This is a genomic window from Caballeronia sp. HLA56 (assembly GCF_054655155.1).
The window spans coordinates 797,714-812,844 of the sequence record NZ_BAAHOB010000005.1 but is presented as its reverse complement, the minus strand read 5'-3'; the positions used below and the strand labels follow the sequence as shown (position 1 = coordinate 812,844).

Below are 15,131 nucleotides of genomic sequence, written 5' to 3'. Positions count from 1 at the left end.
CATTTTTTATGTCGCCCGCGACGTTTATTTCGACTTGGAAGCCGCGAAGCCGGTCGTGCAACGGGCGCGCTGCGCCGCAAAAACCGCCGGAAATCGAAATATACGCGACCAATCAAAGAGATGGCAAATAAAATATGATGATGCGTCACTAATTATCGATATGGTGCACGCATGCCCCAAAATATTGGTTCCATATCGATCTTGGGCAAAAAGAAACGGCGCGCCCGAATCTTCGTGCCGCCGTCCTTTCAAGCGTCGTTTTCCGCGATGCCCGTGGTTATTGAGATTGAGGCGTCTCGCGCACTTTACGCGGCCGTCCGCGCGGCAATGGCGACACGCGCCGGTTCGCCGCACGCGATGCCCAATCGCGGTACGCATCGCTGCCGAGCACCCAGCCTTTCAGTGTGGCTTGCAGGAGACGATTGGCCTCACGCTCGTCGAGCGGCTGATCGCACAACTCCTTGTATGCATGCTGGCGTTCGAACGGCGTATTGCCGAGCGACCAGAAAAGCGGATGGTCGGTGATCAGTCCGTCGAGCGTCAGCCCTATATGGTGCCGAAAACTCGACCACTTGTAGTCCTGCGGCGCGGCAACCAGACCCGCGCGAACCGGCGCGGTTTCAACCACGCGCGTGGCAAGCAGGAAATAACGTTCACCCTCGATGACCGTTGCGCGATATCGCCCTTCCCACAACGTCCCGCGCCGCGTGTAACGGCGATTGAAATGCGCCACGTAACGACGCCCGACTGCCTGCATCGCCTTCGGAAGGCTCGATTCGTCGCGCGGCGTGACAAGCAGATGCACCGCCTGCGGCATCAACGCATATGCATGAATGGAAAGATGATGATCACGTGATGCAGTTCTCAAGCAGTCGATAAAAAGCTCGTAGTCCTGGTCGTCGACGAAGGCAGGTTGCTGGTCGAGACCGCGCAGGATGACATGCTGCGGCTGATCGGGAACATAAAGTCGTGCAAGCCGTGCCATTCTGGATATTCCATTGGTCGCGTTTGTGTTACCCCAATCGGGGACCTTGTGGAGATGTTGAGGCAGCGTGGACGAAACACATGCAAATGCCATGCAACACGATTCCAACGCCGCACACGTCTTAGGGAAAATGCTCTACGGCGACGCTATGGTTACTTTGAAATCTTATGCTCATAATGAGCGTGCTTTTCTGGAGGAGCACAAATTGAAAATAAAACAAGTCATGGTGGGAGCAGCGGCATTTGCGTGTGTAGCCAGCGCGGCGCACGCACAGTCGGCGGGTTCCTTCTACGCAACCGCTGGCTGGTTTCACTTCGCCCCGCAAGACAGCAGCGGCCCGCTCAAAGAGACAAGTGTAGGCGGATCTCCCGTCAATATCGACGTACAGGGCACGGGCGCCGGCATTTCAAGCGCGGATACGGCAGGCTTCACGCTTGGTTACTTTGCCACCGACCACATTGCGGCGGAATTCGAAATGGGCATTCCGCCCTCCTTCGACCTCGAAGGCACAGGCTCGTTCTCGCAATACGGCAAGCTCGGCAGCGCGAAACAATGGAGCCCAACGCTGCTTTTCAAATACTTCTTTAATGCTCCTCAAGCGAAGTTTCGTCCGTTCGTCGGTATTGGCGTAACCCGCACCTGGTTCACCGACGCCAAGATCACGAACTCATCGTTCGAAGGCAACGTCCTGCATGGTCCGACCTCCGTCGACACGGATAGTTCTTGGGCGCCGGTGTTCAACGTGGGCGCCGTCTATAACTTCACGGAGCATTGGTTCGCGGGTTTTTCCGTGTCGTTCATTCCGTTGAAGGCAACGGCGACTTTGAACTCGCAAGCGCAGACGCCGGTTGGCACGTTGAACGTGCAGTCGAAAGCGAAGATCACGTTGAATCCCATCGTGACTTATTTGCGTGTCGGCTATCGTTTCTAGAACACTGGATTAACCACGGCGTTCCCGAAATTTTATCTGCGGGCATGCAAATAAAAGCGCCGCCATGCATGAAACGTGGCGGCGTTTGATTTTACCGGCTCTTGTAAATGTGACCCGCGCATTTGCGGAGCTTGCGCATTTATTACGCTGTCGCAACGCCGTTCACCGACAGTCTTGGTGGTGACACGACCGTGCGCGCCCATGGGCATCGAATTTGCTGCATCATCGATTTCCCGCTCTTCGCGAGCGGTGTGGTCATCCATCCACGATTCATCCATCGACGGAGCGATCTATGAACGCATTGCCTAACACGCGAGACGCCATCGGAGATTCCTGGAGCAGCACCAACCGCCGTGCGCGCCGTATGGCGCGTCATGGCCGTGATGCCGCCGAGGACATCAGCGGCGAGTTGCGCGCGCTGCTTTCCGATCTTGAAGAAACGCTGTCGAACGGCGCATCGGCCGATGCCGCCATCTTGCGCAAGCAAATCAGTTCGCAACTGGACGGCGCACGTTCCCGTCTGAACGACACGCACGCCGCGCTCAGACAACGCGCCGGCGCTGCTATAGACGACGCCGACGCGTATCTGCACGAAAAGCCCTGGCAGACGATTGCACTCGTCGGCGGCCTGGCGCTCGTCGCGGGCGTTTTGCTGGCCCGCGCTCGCTGACCGAACGAGCGGCGCCAGTATGAATGGCGCCGCGCGCGTCGTTCAACTTCCCGCAAGAAAATCCGCACCAATGATATCGATGCGATCCGTACAGATCGCATCGACTCCCCATTGCGCGAGCAACTTCACGCGCTCAGGTTCATTCGGTGTATAGGCAAGTACGCGCAAGCCCGCGTCCTTGATTTCGCGAACGAGTGCTTCGCTCAAATGCCGGTAACTCGCATGCAGCGACACGCATGCGAGTGCCGACGTTTGCTCGCGCCAGTCGACCGGAACTTCCTCGTACAGCATGCCGCGAGGAAGCTCTGGTGCCGCGTTGCGCGCGGCTTGCAGCGCCTCGTATGAAAACGACGACAATAACGGCGCCGGTTCCGCACTCGCCCACAAGCGCGCCGCCTCACGCGCGACAAGCTCACCCGTCTCGACTTCGCGTCCGGGACACGGCTTGATTTCCACGTTTGCCGCCATGTCGAGTTCCGTGCAACGCGCGTGTACTTCAGCGAGCGTCGGCATATGCGCGCCCGCGAATGGCTTGCCGAACCACGAGCCCGCATCGAGTGCACGGATCTGTGCGTAAGTCATCGAGCGTGCGGGTCCATGACCGTTCGAGGTGCGATCGACGTCATCGTCGTGCAGCAGAAAAACCACATTGTCGGCCGAGAGCTTTGCATCGAATTCGATCATGCGCAGACCGCGCCGCGCGCCTTCGTCGATGCCTTCGAGCGTGTTCTCGGGCGCGAGCTTGCCGCCGCCGCGATGCGCGACGATTGCGGGATAAGGCCAGGTTCTCATCGCGGATACTCCCTTCAGTTGACGCGCCGACCGCTCGCCGGATCGAAGAAATGCAGTTGTTGCGGCGGCACGGACACCGCCAGCTTTTCGCCACGCTGCGGCCGGTGCGTATGCGGTAAACGCGCCGCCACGTCGTGCTTGCCCCACTTGCCGTGCGCGAGATTGTCGGCGCCGAGCAGCTCGGTGGAATCGACATCGAGCGTCGCGCTCGCCGCGCCGACGATGCCCGGTGTCATATGCTCGGGGCGAAGGCCGATGATCCACTCGCGACCGTGCATCGTGCCGTTCAAGCCGGCAGCGCCCGCAACCGGCAGCTTCGGTCCGCCGTCCGCCACCTCGAACGTCGAGCCGTTTTCCGACAAGCGCCCTTCGAGCAGATTCATCGCGGGCGAGCCGATGAAGCTCGCGACGAACACCGTCGCCGGCCGCTCGTAGACTTCGGTCGGCGCGCCGATCTGCTCGGCGTGTCCCTTGTTCATGACGATGACGCGTTGCGCGAGCGTCATCGCTTCGATCTGGTCGTGCGTAACGTAAAGGCTCGTGGTTGCGAGTCGCGCGTGAAGCCGTTGAATCTCGAGACGCATTTGCACGCGCAGTTTGGCGTCGAGATTCGAGAGCGGTTCGTCGAAGAGGAACACGGCCGGTTCGCGCACGATCGCGCGGCCCATGGCAACGCGCTGACGCTGCCCGCCCGACAGTTCGCGCGGCTTGCGCGCGAGCAGCAGTTCGAGTTCGAGGATGCGCGCCGCATTCGCCACGCGGCTCTCGATAGTCGCGCGATCCGCGCCGCCGATCTTGAGCGCGTAAGCCATGTTCTGCGCGACGCTCATATGCGGATAGAGCGCGTAGTTCTGGAACACCATCGCGATGTCGCGATCCTTTGGCTCCAGCTTGTTGACGACCTTGCCGCCGATCTGGATCTCGCCCTCGGACACGCTTTCGAGCCCCGCGACCATGCGCAGCAACGTCGATTTTCCGCAGCCCGAAGGACCGACCATGACGACGAACTCGCCATCCGCGATTGCCACGTCGATGCCGTGCAGCACGAAGTTCTTGCCGTCGTAGCTTTTCCTGACCGCCTTGAGATTCAACGCAGCCATCGATCAGTCCCGCAGCGCGCCGCACACCGTCGCGAAATGCGCGACCGCGATGCCCGGCTCATAGAAGCGATGCAGCAGCGCGCGCCATTGCTGGTAACCCGCCGATTGCCGAAAGCCCGGATCATGCGCCGCGACCGAATCCCAACGCACCAGCAACACGTATTGCGAGCCGTTGCCGGCGTCCGCCCCGCGCACGAGCTCATGCGAACGATAGCCCGGCTGCGCCGCGATGATCTTCTGCGCTTCGTCGAAAGCGGCTTCGAATGCGCTTTCCTCGCCGGCCATGACCGGCAACTGTGCGATTTCGAGAATCATGTCTGAAGTCTCCCGTTTGAGCCCGAGCGGACGCTTTCTGTTCTCGGGCGTCATGCCAAGGTGGTTGCGTTATTTTTCCGAATCGACGAGGCCGCGCACGAACCAGCGCTGCATCGTCAGGACGACCGCGAGCGGCGGCAACATGGCGAGCAAGGTCGCGGTCATGACGAGATGCCACTCAGTCGCGGTATCGCCCGATGCGATCATGCTCTTGATGCCCACCACCGCCGTTTGGAGCGACTGCTCGTTGGTGATGAGAATCGGCCACAGATACTGATTCCAGCCGTAGATGAACGTGATGACGAAGAGCGCCGCAATGTTCGTCTTCGACAGCGGCAGCACGACATCCCGGAAGAAACGCAGCGGCCCCGCGCCGTCGATGCGCGCCGCTTCCATCAGTTCGTCCGGCAGCGTCATGAAGAACTGGCGGAACAGAAAGGTCGCGGTCGCCGATGCAATGAGCGGCAGCGTCAGCCCGGCGTACGTGTTCGACAGATGCATCGACGACACGACCTGCACCGTCGGGAAGATACGCACCTCCACCGGCAGCATGAGCGTGACGAAGATCAGCCAGAACGCTAAGTTCTTGAACGGAAAGCGGAAGAACACGATCGCATACGCCGAGATGATCGACACCGCGATCTTGCCGATGGAGATCACGAGCGCCATCACGAGGCTGTTGATCAGCATGCGTCCGAAAGGCGCCGCCGCGTTGCCGCTGCCGTGCGTCCAGATGTTCGCCACGTTTTCGAAGAGATGCGTGCTCGGCACGAGCGAGAGCGGCACGGTGAAGACTTCCTTCGAATTCATCGTGGCCGCGCAGAACGCGACATACACCGGAAACACTATCAGCGCGACGCCTACGAGCAGCACCGCGTGACAGAAGATATCGAAGCCGCGTCGGTTCTCGATCATGAATATTGCACCCTGCGTTCGACGAAGCGGAACTGCACGATGGTCAACGCAACGACGATCACCATCAGCACGACCGATTGCGCGCCCGAACTACCGATGTCGAGACCCTGAAAGCCTTCCGCGAAAATCTTGTAGATGAGCGTCTTGGTCGACTGCGCCGGGCCGCCGCCGGTGGCGGCGTCGATCACGGGGAAGGTGTCGAAGAATGCATAGACCAGATTCACGACGAGCAGGAAGAAACTCGTCGGCGAAAGCAGCGGCAACGCAATGCCGAAGAAGCGTCGCACGGGACCGGCTCCGTCGATGGCCGCGGCTTCGATCAGCGACTGCGGAATTGCCTGAAGTCCCGCATAGAAGAACAGGAAGTTGTAGCTGACCTGCTTCCACACCGACGCGAGCACGACGAGAAACATGGCCTGCGTGCCGTTCAGCGCGTGGTTCCACACGATGCCCTGCTTCGCGAGCGCATACGTCACGAGCCCGATGCTCGGGTTGAACAGAAACGACCACAACACCGCCGCAATCGCGGGCGCGACGGCATATGGCCAGATGAGCAACGTCTGATACGCTTTCGCGCCGCGCGTCACGCGGTCGGCGCACGCGGCGAGCAGCAGCGAGATCACGAGTCCCGACACGGTAACGAGCGCGCAGAAGATCATCGTCGTATTGAACGACGACAGATAAAGCGGGTCCGCGAAGAGCTGCTTGAAGTTCGCGAGGCCGACGAATTCGCTCGACGTGCCGAACGCGTCCTGACTTTGCGTGGATTGCCAGAGCGCTTCGCCCGCCGGCCACAGAAAGAACAGCGCGGTGATCGCGAGCTGAGGCGCAACGAGCAGATACGGCAGGACGCTCGTATCGAAACGAGACCGTTTTTCCATCGATGTATCCTGAAACGGCGCCCGCGAGAAACACGCGGGCGCGCTGCGTCATGGGCGCTTAACCACCGCTCTTTTCGAAGCGGCGCAGCAGTTCGTCACCGCGCGAAACCGAAGAATCGAGCGCCTGTTGCGGCGTCTTCTTCTCCGCCCAGACCTGCTCCAGTTCTTCATCGACGACGGTGCGAATCTGCGGCATGTTGCCAAGACGCAAACCCTTGGTGTAGGCGAGCGGCGGCTTGTTCAGCATCTGCTTGATGGCGATATCCGCGCCGGGATTCTTGTCGTAGAACCCCTGCTTCTGCGTGAGTTCGTAGGCCGCTTGCGTGACCGGCAGATAGCCCGTGTCCTGATGCCACTTCGCCGCGACCGGCGGCGAGGTTAGATAAGCGAGAAACTTCGCGACGCCCTTGTACACGGCCGGGTCCTTGCCCGACAGCACCCAGAGACTCGCGCCACCGATGATCGCGTTCTGCGGCGCGCCCTTCACGTTCGCGTCGTAAGGCATCATGCCGACGCCGTATTCGAACTTCGCGAACTTGTTGATGGTCGCGCGCGAGCCCGACGAGTTCGTGATAATGCCGCAATCGCCGCTATAGAACTTCGAGACCGGCTCGTCCTTGCGGCCCACGTAGGTGAAGTTGCCTTCTTTCGCCATCTTCTGCAGGAAGGCGATATGCGCGACTTGCAGCGGCTTGTTGATGTCGAGCTTGGCGTCGAGCCCGTCGAAGCCGTTGTTCTTCGTCGCGAACGGCGCTGCATGCCACGCGCTGTAGTTTTCGAGCTGAATCCAGCTTTGCCAGCCCGACGAATAACCGCAAGAGTAACCGGCGGCCTTGATCTTCTTTGCGTCGGTTTCGACATCGGCCCAGGTCTTCGGCGGCTGGTTCGGGTCGAGTCCCGCCTTCTTGAAGGCGTCCTTGTTGTAGTACAGAACCGGCGTGGAGCTGTTGAACGGCATAGAGATGAGATGGCCGGTCTTCGCGTCGCTGTAGTAACCGGAGATGGTCGGCACGAAGGCCTTCTCGTCGAGCGGCACGCCTGCCTGCTTGAAGACGTCGTAGACCGGAACGACGGCTTTCTTGCCCTGCATCATCGTTGCCGTGCCGACTTCGTAGACTTGCAGGATCGCGGGCGCGTTGCCGCTGCGAAACGCCGCGATGCCCGCCGCGAGCGTCTGGTCATACGTACCCTTGAACACGGGGACGATCTTGTAATCGCTCTGCGACGCGTTGAAGTCGTTGGCGATGTCGTTGACGCGCTCGCCGAGCGCGGCTTCCATGGCGTGCCAGAACTGGATTTCCGTCGCGGCCTGCGCTGCGGTGCTGCCGGCGAACGCGAGCACGGCAGCTGCTGCGATCGAGCGGAACGAGGGCATGCGTCTCATCGAGAAAGTCTCCTTGAATTGATTCTTGCGCGTTGAAACGCGCGATATTAGTTGTTGTCGATGACAAACAGGCGTTGATACTCCTTCAGTGCATAGCGGTCGGTCATGCCCGCGATGTAATGCGCGACGAGCCGCGCCTGCGAGCTGTCGTGGCCGGTTGAACTCGCGTCGTTGGCCGACTCCTCCACCGCGGCCTGACGCGCCTGATAAGCGGGCGGCAACAGGCGCGGGTCGTCGGTGAACGCGTCGAAGAGACCCGTCACGACGCGCTTCGCCTTGTTTGCCATGCGCATCACGCGATAGTGCCGGTACAGGTTCCTGAACAGAAAACGCTTGAGCGCGGCAGCTTGCGCGGCAATTTCATCGCTATGCGCGACGAGCGGCGGCGCGTTGCGGATATCGTCGATGGACTTCGGCGCCACGCGCGTGAGATTGCGGCTCGTCGCCTCGATCAGATCGACGATCAGCGTATTGATGATGCTGCGAATGGTCTCGTGAATCAGCCTGCGTCCGCCGATGTCCGGATACGCGGCGCGCGCCACATCGAAATGCGTATGCCAGAGGCTGACTTCGGAAAGCTGTTCGAGCGTGATGAAGCCGGAGCGCAAGCCGTCGTCGACATCGTGATTGTTGTAGGCGATTTCGTCGGCGACATTGGCGATCTGCGCTTCGAGCGACGGCTGCTTGCCCGTGAGAAAGCGTTCGCCGAGATCGCCGAGCTTGCGCGCATTCTCGCGCGAGCAATGCTTGAGAATGCCCTCGCGCGTCTCGAAGCAGAGGTTGAGGCCGTCGAATGCGCCGTAATGCTCTTCGAGCTGATCCACCACCGCGAGGCTTTGCAGATTGTGCTCGAAGCCGCCGTGATCGCGCATGCATTCGTTGAGCGCGTCCTGGCCCGCGTGACCAAACGGCGTGTGGCCGAGATCGTGCGCAAGCGAAATCGCTTCGACCAGATCTTCGTTCAAATTCAGATTGCGAGCGACCGAACGCGCGATCTGCGCGACTTCGAGACTATGCGTGAGACGCGTGCGAAAGAGGTCGCCTTCGTGATTGACGAACACCTGCGTCTTGTATTCGAGCCGCCGGAATGCAGTGGAGTGCACGATGCGGTCGCGGTCGCGCTGGAATTCGGTACGGGCGGCAGGCGGCGCTTCGGCATACCGGCGTCCGCGCGACAACGCCGAATGCGCCGCGTACGGCGCGAGATACGCTTCGAACGAGCCCGATGGCGGCCCGCTCGACGGAAGTAGACTTTCTATTTCGCTCACCGGCTGCTCCGCTCAAGTCGTGGTTCCGGTTGTCTCCGGCATTGCCGCCGGGTCGGCGCCGATCCGATACTCAGACGCTTGCGGCGAGCGTCTCGCACACGGCGTGGTCGGGCGCCTTTGCTATTTCGACCTCGCCGAAGCGGGTCAGCAAAATGAACTTGATCTCGCCGGCTTCGGCTTTCTTGTCGACCTTCATCAGATCGATATAACGCGCCGCGCCAAGCGTGGGCGCCACGACCGGCAGCTTCGCGGCTTCGATCACGCGCACGAGACGCTTGCGCGCGGGTTCATCCAGTTTGCCGAGGCGCACGGAAAGATCCGCCGCCATCACCATGCCGCAGCCCACCGCTTCGCCGTGCAGCCATTCGCCGTAGCCCAGGCCCGCTTCGATGGCATGCCCGAAGGTATGACCGAAGTTGAGAATTGCGCGGCGTCCGCCTTCGCGTTCGTCCGATGCCACCACCGACGCCTTGATCTCGCACGAACGCTTGACCGCGTGAGCAAGCGCTTCTTCGTCGCGGTCGTTCAGCTTCGCGATGTTCGCTTCGATCCACTCGAAGAACTCGGCGTCCGCGATTGCCGCCGTCTTGATGACTTCCGCGAGTCCCGCAGCGAGTTCACGCTCCGGCAGCGTGCGCAAAGCGCCGATGTCCGCGATCACCGCTTGCGGCTGATAGAACGCGCCGATCATGTTCTTGCCGAGCGGATGATTGATGCCCGTCTTGCCGCCCACCGATGAATCCACTTGCGAGAGCAAAGTGGTCGGCACTTGAATGAACGGCACGCCGCGCATATACGATGCCGCCGCGAAGCCGGTCATGTCGCCCACCACGCCGCCGCCGAGTGCGATCAGCGTGGTCTTGCGGTCGGAGCGTTCGCTGAGGAGCGCGTCGAAGATCGTGTTGAGCGTTTCCCAGTTCTTGTGCGCTTCGCCATCCGGCAGCACGACGGTCGTTACCTTCTTGCCGAGCGTGGCGAGTGCGGCACGGAGTTCGTCGCCGTAGAGCGGGTCGACGGTGGAGTTGGTGACGATGGCGACCGACGCGCCCTTGATATGCGGCGCGAAAAGCTCCGTGCGACCGATGAGGCCCGCACCGATATGAATGGGATAGGCGCGTTCGCCCAGTTCGACGTCGACGGTAAGCGAGGGGGAAATCATGACGGACATTATGACTGAGCCGGTTTGATGACGCCGGCCACCTCCAGTTGCATCAGGACCATGTTGACGAGCGCGTTGACGGTAGGTCGGCCGGTTTCCACGACGAAATGCGCGCACTCGTTGTAGAGCGGATCACGCGTCTGAAAGAGCGCTTCCAGCTTGCCGCGCGGATCGTCGGTCTGCAAAAGCGGCCGGTTCTTGTCGCGCCGCGTGCGCTGCCAGAGATCGTGCGGATTTGCACGCAGATAGATGACGACGCCGCGATTCTTCAGATGTTCGCGATTCTCCGGACGCAGCACCGCACCGCCGCCCGTAGCGAGCACGATACCGCTCTTTTGCGACAGCTCGTCGATAACGTTGGCTTCGCGCTGACGAAAACCCGCCTCGCCTTCGAGCTCCCAGATCACCGGGATGCGCGCGCCGGTGCGCGCCTCGATTTCCTGATCCGAATCGATAAATGAGCGCTGCAAGCGGCGCGCAACCGCGCGGCCCACGGTGGTTTTACCCGCCCCCATGAGTCCGACGAAAAAGATGTTCGCGTTCGCGTGCCCTTCCTGCAACTCAGTTTCCTTCAAGTCAATCGAATTTTGTTCGTGCGGCAGCTTAAGGGCAAATAGCCCGCTTTGTCGAGTCGGGCCGCCCGCTCGCGGCCCCGCTTTCCGCTTCTTTCCGCCTTCATCCACTCGAAGCAATGACGTGCGGCGTAATCAGGATCACCAGCTCGTTGCGCGAGCTGCGGCGCGCGTCATGGCGAAACAGCCAGCCGAGCCACGGCAGCTTCGACAGTCCGGGCACGCCCGTGACGTCGTTGCGCTCGTCTTCCGAGTAGATGCCGCCGATCGCCACCGTGCCGCCGTCCTCGACCTCGACGCGCGTCTGGACGTGCTTGGTGTTGATGGCCGGACCCGCGTCGGTCTGCTCGCCGACGCTGTCTTTCGCGACATCGAGATCAAGAATGACGTGCCCGTGCGGGGTAATCTGCGGCTCGACCTCCAGTTTGAGCGCCGCGCGCCGAAACTGCACGCCGGAAACGCCGTTGCCCACTTTCGCCTGATACGGCAGCTCCGTGCCCTGCTCGACCAGCGCCTTCGCGCGGTCAGCCGTCACTACACGCGGCCGGGAGACGATCTGCCCGCGTCCCTCGGCTTCGAGCGCGCTCAGTTCGATGTTTAGAAGCCGCGTGGCCTGAGCCGCGAACAGCGTGAGTCCGGCCGTGGCGGCGTCGAAACCGTTGATCGGCCGCGCCGATAAATCGTACACGACACCGTCCTTGCCGCCCGAGAGACCGCGCGCCGGGTCGTTCACGCCCGCGACGCCCAGCTTGACGCCAAGCGTGCGCGAAATGCCCGCCTCGCCTTCCAGGATCTTCGCTTCTATCACGACTTGCGGCGTGGGCTTGTCGATCTGCGCGACGAGTTCGGCGATTTGCTTCACGCGCGCGTCGAGGTCCGTCACGAAGAGCAGATTGGTGCGCGTGTCGGCCATGGCGGAGCCGCGTTTGGACAGCACGCGCTGGCTCCCGGAGCCTGTCAGCAGCTTGCGGACGTCTTCCGCGCGCGGATAGCGCAGCACGAACGTGCGGCTCGCGAGCGGTTCGAGATCGGCGGCGCGCGCGTGCGTCTCGTAGCGCAGCTTCTCGCGTGCGGCGAGTTCCGCGAGCGGCGCGACCCAGATCACGTTGCCGTGCTGCTCCATGGCGAGGCCGTTCACGTCGAGCAGCGTGTCGAACGCGCGGCGCCACGGCACGGCGACGAGATTGATCGACACCTGGCCGCGCACCTTGTCGCTCGCGATGATATTGAGCCCGCTGAAGCGCGCAAACGCATGCAGCGCGGCGCCCAGGTCGGCGTTCTTGAGATCGAGCGTGATCGGCTTGCCGTCGTCGGTGCTGCCGGGCGATTGCGTGCTCAGACGTTCTGGCTGCGGCATCGGCACGGGCGGGCCTTCGAGCGCCTCGCTCGTTTCCGTCGATGACTTCGCGGCAGCCACGGGCTCCGCACTCTGCGCGACGGGCGGCGACAAGAGCGCGGGCGGCGTGCTCGTATCGATGGCGAACTGGTCGGTCGGCAAAGTCTCGTAGCCCGCGGGCAACGGCGGCAAAGGCGCAATGGGTTCGCTTTGATCGGCTTCGGCCCAGACCGCGTGCGACGCGAAAAGGAGCGCCAGCGCCAGAACGAGCCCCTTAAAACGAAAAGTTGGTGGCGCGATCATTTGCGATCCTCCGCGAAACTCAGCGTGCGCGAAGCGCCGTCGTCACTCGCGAGCTCGACCGCGCGCGGCCGCACGCGTCCGAGCCATTCGTCTCCGATCTTCTCGCCGGGCCGGAAGTCGCCAACGCCCTCGCTGCTCTGCATCAGCGCCATCGCGCGATGACGTCCGAGAAGCGTCCCGACGAGCAGCAAGTCCGCGCTGCGCGAAAAGCCGCCGGCGCTTTCCTTGCCGAACGGATCGATGACGAAGGCGTTCGTGCGCGCCGGTTCGGGCAGCGGCACGGCCGGAAGATCATCGTGGATGCGCAAGGTCGTATCGATGGAAAGTACACCCGTCTGCCGCCGGATTTGCACGCCTTCCGGTATGACGAGACGCGGCAAACCCGCGAGCGCCTCGATGAACCGCTTCATCTCGGCAAAGCCGCCTTCCGCGCGAAACCGGAGCGCGCGCGGTGCCTGGACCTCGGCGAGTTTCGTCTGAAGCGGCTCGATCTCCGTCACGTGCAACCCGCTTTGCGCGGCGAGACTGGCTACGGCGTGTAGCGCATCGGCGGCAGTCCAGTGTTCGGGGTTCAGACCGCCCGCCGCCACGCGTTTGCGCAGATCGGGCAATTGCGCCTCGATACCGCGCAGTTGGCCCGCTTTCTCCTGCGCGGCGGAGAGCGCCGCGTGGCTTGCATCGAGATCGATCAGACCGGCCGCGCGCCAGCCCTGCACGCCGATGACGCAGATGATCGCCGCGAGAAGCATCGCGCCGCAGAGCGTCCATCGAAGCGGCCATTCATGGAAGGCCGCGACTGAGCGCAGACGGCCGGCATCGTTGAAGGACATCGTGTTCATTGATTGCTCCCGTGAGCGGTGTTGGTCGTGCGGCGGACGGCGAGCGCGGGTTGCGCGGTCTTTGCCGCCGCCGCGGTTTCGCGTGCGTAGCGCACCAGCGCCGTGAATTCGTAGCGTTCGACGTTCGATACGGCATCGCGCCTCGCCGGCGCCGGCGTGGTTGGCCGCCGCTTCATCTCGATCACTTCCACCGACTGCACGTCGCGCACGTCCTCCAGACGCTTGAGCCAGTTCGCCGCCGCTTGCGAATCGGGCGCGAGCGCCGCGAGTTCGACTTCGTCGGTCCGTTGCGAGACGCGTTGCAGCTCGACGCCAGGTTGCCGGGGCGCGTCAGCCAGCGCGTCGAGAAGCGCGAGAAAACGGTCGCGCGGCGCGGCAAGCGGTTGCGCGTTTTGGCGCGCGCGCCGCCGGTCGGCTTCGGCACGCGTGAGCCGTGCGTGCTCTTCGAGCTGCGCGCCCGATGTCCGTAGCGACGCTTCCAGCGCGAGACGCCGCTCATCCAGACGCGCGCGCTGCAAGGCATCCCAGCCCGCGACCGCGCCGACCGCCGCGCATCCGGCAAGACTCGCCGCCGCGAGAATCGCGAGCCGCTGACGGCGCATCTCGCGGCGCTTGCGCAAGCGGTAAGGAAGCAGGTTGAAGCCTTCGACCACGCTCGCGCCGCTCATTGCAGCACCTCGCGCAACGCCAGACCGAACGCCACCGCGAAGAGCGGCGAATGTTTGAGCGACGCATCGATGCCCGCCACGCCATTGCAATACGGCGCGCACTCGAACGGCAGCGCCGGGCAGCCGAACATCTTCGCCAGCGCGGGAAGTGGCAGCGCGGCCTGCGCCATCAGGTCCGCTTCGCCGCCGACGTACACGCAGTCGAGCGGCGCATCGGTGCCAGCAAGATCGCGGAGCGCGTCGGCGAGACATGAATGCTCGGGCGCCGGATACCGCACTTCGGACTCGACACCGTGAGCGCCGGCGACCCAGCCGTGCAGCCCCGTCTTTTCGAGCCAGCAAAGCATGAAGCGCGCATCCGGACCGAGCTCCACCTTGCCGGAATGACGCATTGCGCGCATGGCCGCCGCCGGTTCGCCGTCGATGGCGGACAGCGCGATTCCCGCCGCAGCCGCCGTTTCGACGCGCGCCTCGACATGCCGGCGCGCGGTGGCGGCAATTGCGACTTGCGCGCGGCCGTCCTCCTGCGTTTCGACTGACCAGTCGACCGCGAGCGCGCCGCGTTCGATGCCCGAGATGCGCTCGGCCTCCGCGAGCACGGCGGGTTCGAGCACGCCGCGCGGATCGCCGTCCGCCACGAGCGCGGGCGCATCGCGCGTCTCCAGCAACGCGGTGAGCGGCACGCGCGTGGTGAGCGTCGCGGACGACGGCAAGCCCATTGCGCAACGCAGCGCGCGCGACACGCCGTTCTGCGGCAAGCGCTCGACCGTATCGCAGAGCGCCGCGATCACGGCGGCGCGATCGACGAACTCGCCGTCGATCACCGCGCCCGGTTCGAGCGCCACCCAATCGATATGCTCGACGCACACCGCCGAGGGCGAACGCACGCGCTTGCTGAGCACCACTATCCGCACCGCGCTTTCGCTCACATCGATACCCGCTGCAAAGCGGCGCGTAACTGTCAATAAGGCCTTGTTCATGACTCACTCCATCGTCTCTTGCGCGCCGAACCT

General features: G+C 62.9%; 16 protein-coding genes and 1 pseudogene. 2 read left to right on the top strand and 15 right to left on the bottom strand.

Translation table 11 applies throughout. The annotated features are described in order from the left end of the window. Nucleotides 1-277 precede the first annotated feature (277 nt). Nucleotides 278-985, bottom strand: a complete 708-nt coding sequence (locus ACYQ47_RS23350) for a transposase (protein WP_244826396.1) — start codon at nucleotides 983-985, stop codon at nucleotides 278-280. 223 nt (nucleotides 986-1,208) lie between these two features. On the opposite strand from ACYQ47_RS23350, the gene ACYQ47_RS23345 reads away from it, so the two are divergent. Further along, on the top strand, nucleotides 1,209-1,916 hold the full coding sequence (locus ACYQ47_RS23345; protein WP_370652139.1) for an OmpW/AlkL family protein: 708 nt from the start codon (nucleotides 1,209-1,211) through the stop codon (nucleotides 1,914-1,916). Nucleotides 1,917-1,948: 32 nt separating this feature from the next. Here the strand turns inward: ACYQ47_RS23345 and ACYQ47_RS23340 are convergent, their stop codons facing one another. Next, nucleotides 1,949-2,179, bottom strand: coding sequence for a hypothetical protein (locus tag ACYQ47_RS23340; RefSeq protein WP_459907139.1), 231 nt, complete (start codon nucleotides 2,177-2,179; stop codon nucleotides 1,949-1,951). Between the two features lie 29 nt (nucleotides 2,180-2,208). Between ACYQ47_RS23340 and ACYQ47_RS23335 the strand changes: the two genes are divergently transcribed. Beyond that, entirely contained in the window at nucleotides 2,209-2,586 is a 378-nt protein-coding gene (locus tag ACYQ47_RS23335) for an ElaB/YgaM/YqjD family protein (protein ID WP_250509569.1), read from the top strand. Between the two features lie 42 nt (nucleotides 2,587-2,628). Here the strand turns inward: ACYQ47_RS23335 and ugpQ are convergent, their stop codons facing one another. The 13 genes and pseudogenes from ugpQ to pilM all read right to left on the bottom strand — a co-directional run bounded on the left by ugpQ (nucleotide 2,629) and on the right by pilM (nucleotide 15,098). Further along, nucleotides 2,629-3,378 carry a glycerophosphodiester phosphodiesterase gene (gene ugpQ, locus ACYQ47_RS23330; protein WP_310394275.1) on the bottom strand — a complete coding sequence of 250 codons (750 nt, stop codon included), beginning with the start codon at nucleotides 3,376-3,378 and terminating at the stop codon, nucleotides 2,629-2,631. Nucleotides 3,379-3,392: 14 nt separating this feature from the next. Beyond that, a complete protein-coding gene (locus ACYQ47_RS23325) occupies nucleotides 3,393-4,478 on the bottom strand; it encodes a sn-glycerol-3-phosphate import ATP-binding protein UgpC (RefSeq protein WP_459907136.1) in 1,086 nt (361 codons plus the stop codon). A gap of 3 nt (nucleotides 4,479-4,481) precedes the next feature. After that, entirely contained in the window at nucleotides 4,482-4,793 is a 312-nt protein-coding gene (locus tag ACYQ47_RS23320; RefSeq protein WP_244826402.1) for an antibiotic biosynthesis monooxygenase family protein, read from the bottom strand. 69 nt (nucleotides 4,794-4,862) lie between these two features. Then, nucleotides 4,863-5,708: a sn-glycerol-3-phosphate ABC transporter permease UgpE gene (gene ugpE, locus ACYQ47_RS23315; protein ID WP_459907134.1), complete on the bottom strand. Its 846-nt coding sequence runs from the start codon at nucleotides 5,706-5,708 to the stop codon at nucleotides 4,863-4,865. Beyond that, nucleotides 5,705-6,589, bottom strand: a complete 885-nt coding sequence (gene ugpA / locus ACYQ47_RS23310; RefSeq protein WP_244826404.1) for a sn-glycerol-3-phosphate ABC transporter permease UgpA — start codon at nucleotides 6,587-6,589, stop codon at nucleotides 5,705-5,707. Before ugpA ends, ugpE begins: the two co-directional genes overlap by 4 nt. Before the next feature lie 58 nt (nucleotides 6,590-6,647). Next, complete coding sequence (gene ugpB / locus ACYQ47_RS23305; protein WP_459907131.1) at nucleotides 6,648-7,973, bottom strand: sn-glycerol-3-phosphate ABC transporter substrate-binding protein UgpB; 1,326 nt, start codon at nucleotides 7,971-7,973, stop codon at nucleotides 6,648-6,650. A 47-nt stretch (nucleotides 7,974-8,020) separates the two neighbouring features. Continuing rightward, nucleotides 8,021-9,187 (bottom strand): annotated as a pseudogene (locus ACYQ47_RS23300) (deoxyguanosinetriphosphate triphosphohydrolase); the annotation flags it as partial. Nucleotides 9,188-9,311: 124 nt separating this feature from the next. Next, nucleotides 9,312-10,400: a 3-dehydroquinate synthase gene (gene aroB / locus ACYQ47_RS23295; RefSeq protein ID WP_459907129.1), complete on the bottom strand. Its 1,089-nt coding sequence runs from the start codon at nucleotides 10,398-10,400 to the stop codon at nucleotides 9,312-9,314. An 8-nt stretch (nucleotides 10,401-10,408) separates the two neighbouring features. Then, the gene (locus ACYQ47_RS23290; protein WP_244828131.1) at nucleotides 10,409-10,915 is read right to left on the bottom strand and encodes a shikimate kinase; all 507 of its coding nucleotides are present in this window, start codon (nucleotides 10,913-10,915) and stop codon (nucleotides 10,409-10,411) included. Nucleotides 10,916-11,075: 160 nt separating this feature from the next. Further along, nucleotides 11,076-12,611, bottom strand: a complete 1,536-nt coding sequence (locus ACYQ47_RS23285; protein WP_459907127.1) for a type IV pilus secretin PilQ — start codon at nucleotides 12,609-12,611, stop codon at nucleotides 11,076-11,078. Further along, nucleotides 12,608-13,450: a type 4a pilus biogenesis protein PilO gene (pilO, locus tag ACYQ47_RS23280; protein ID WP_459907125.1), complete on the bottom strand. Its 843-nt coding sequence runs from the start codon at nucleotides 13,448-13,450 to the stop codon at nucleotides 12,608-12,610. The genes ACYQ47_RS23285 and pilO overlap by 4 nt, the downstream gene beginning before the upstream one ends. Further along, nucleotides 13,447-14,118 carry a PilN domain-containing protein gene (locus tag ACYQ47_RS23275; protein ID WP_459907123.1) on the bottom strand — a complete coding sequence of 224 codons (672 nt, stop codon included), beginning with the start codon at nucleotides 14,116-14,118 and terminating at the stop codon, nucleotides 13,447-13,449. The genes pilO and ACYQ47_RS23275 overlap by 4 nt, the downstream gene beginning before the upstream one ends. Further along, entirely contained in the window at nucleotides 14,115-15,098 is a 984-nt protein-coding gene (gene pilM, locus ACYQ47_RS23270; RefSeq protein WP_244826411.1) for a pilus assembly protein PilM, read from the bottom strand. The genes ACYQ47_RS23275 and pilM overlap by 4 nt, the downstream gene beginning before the upstream one ends. Nucleotides 15,099-15,131 lie beyond the last annotated feature (33 nt).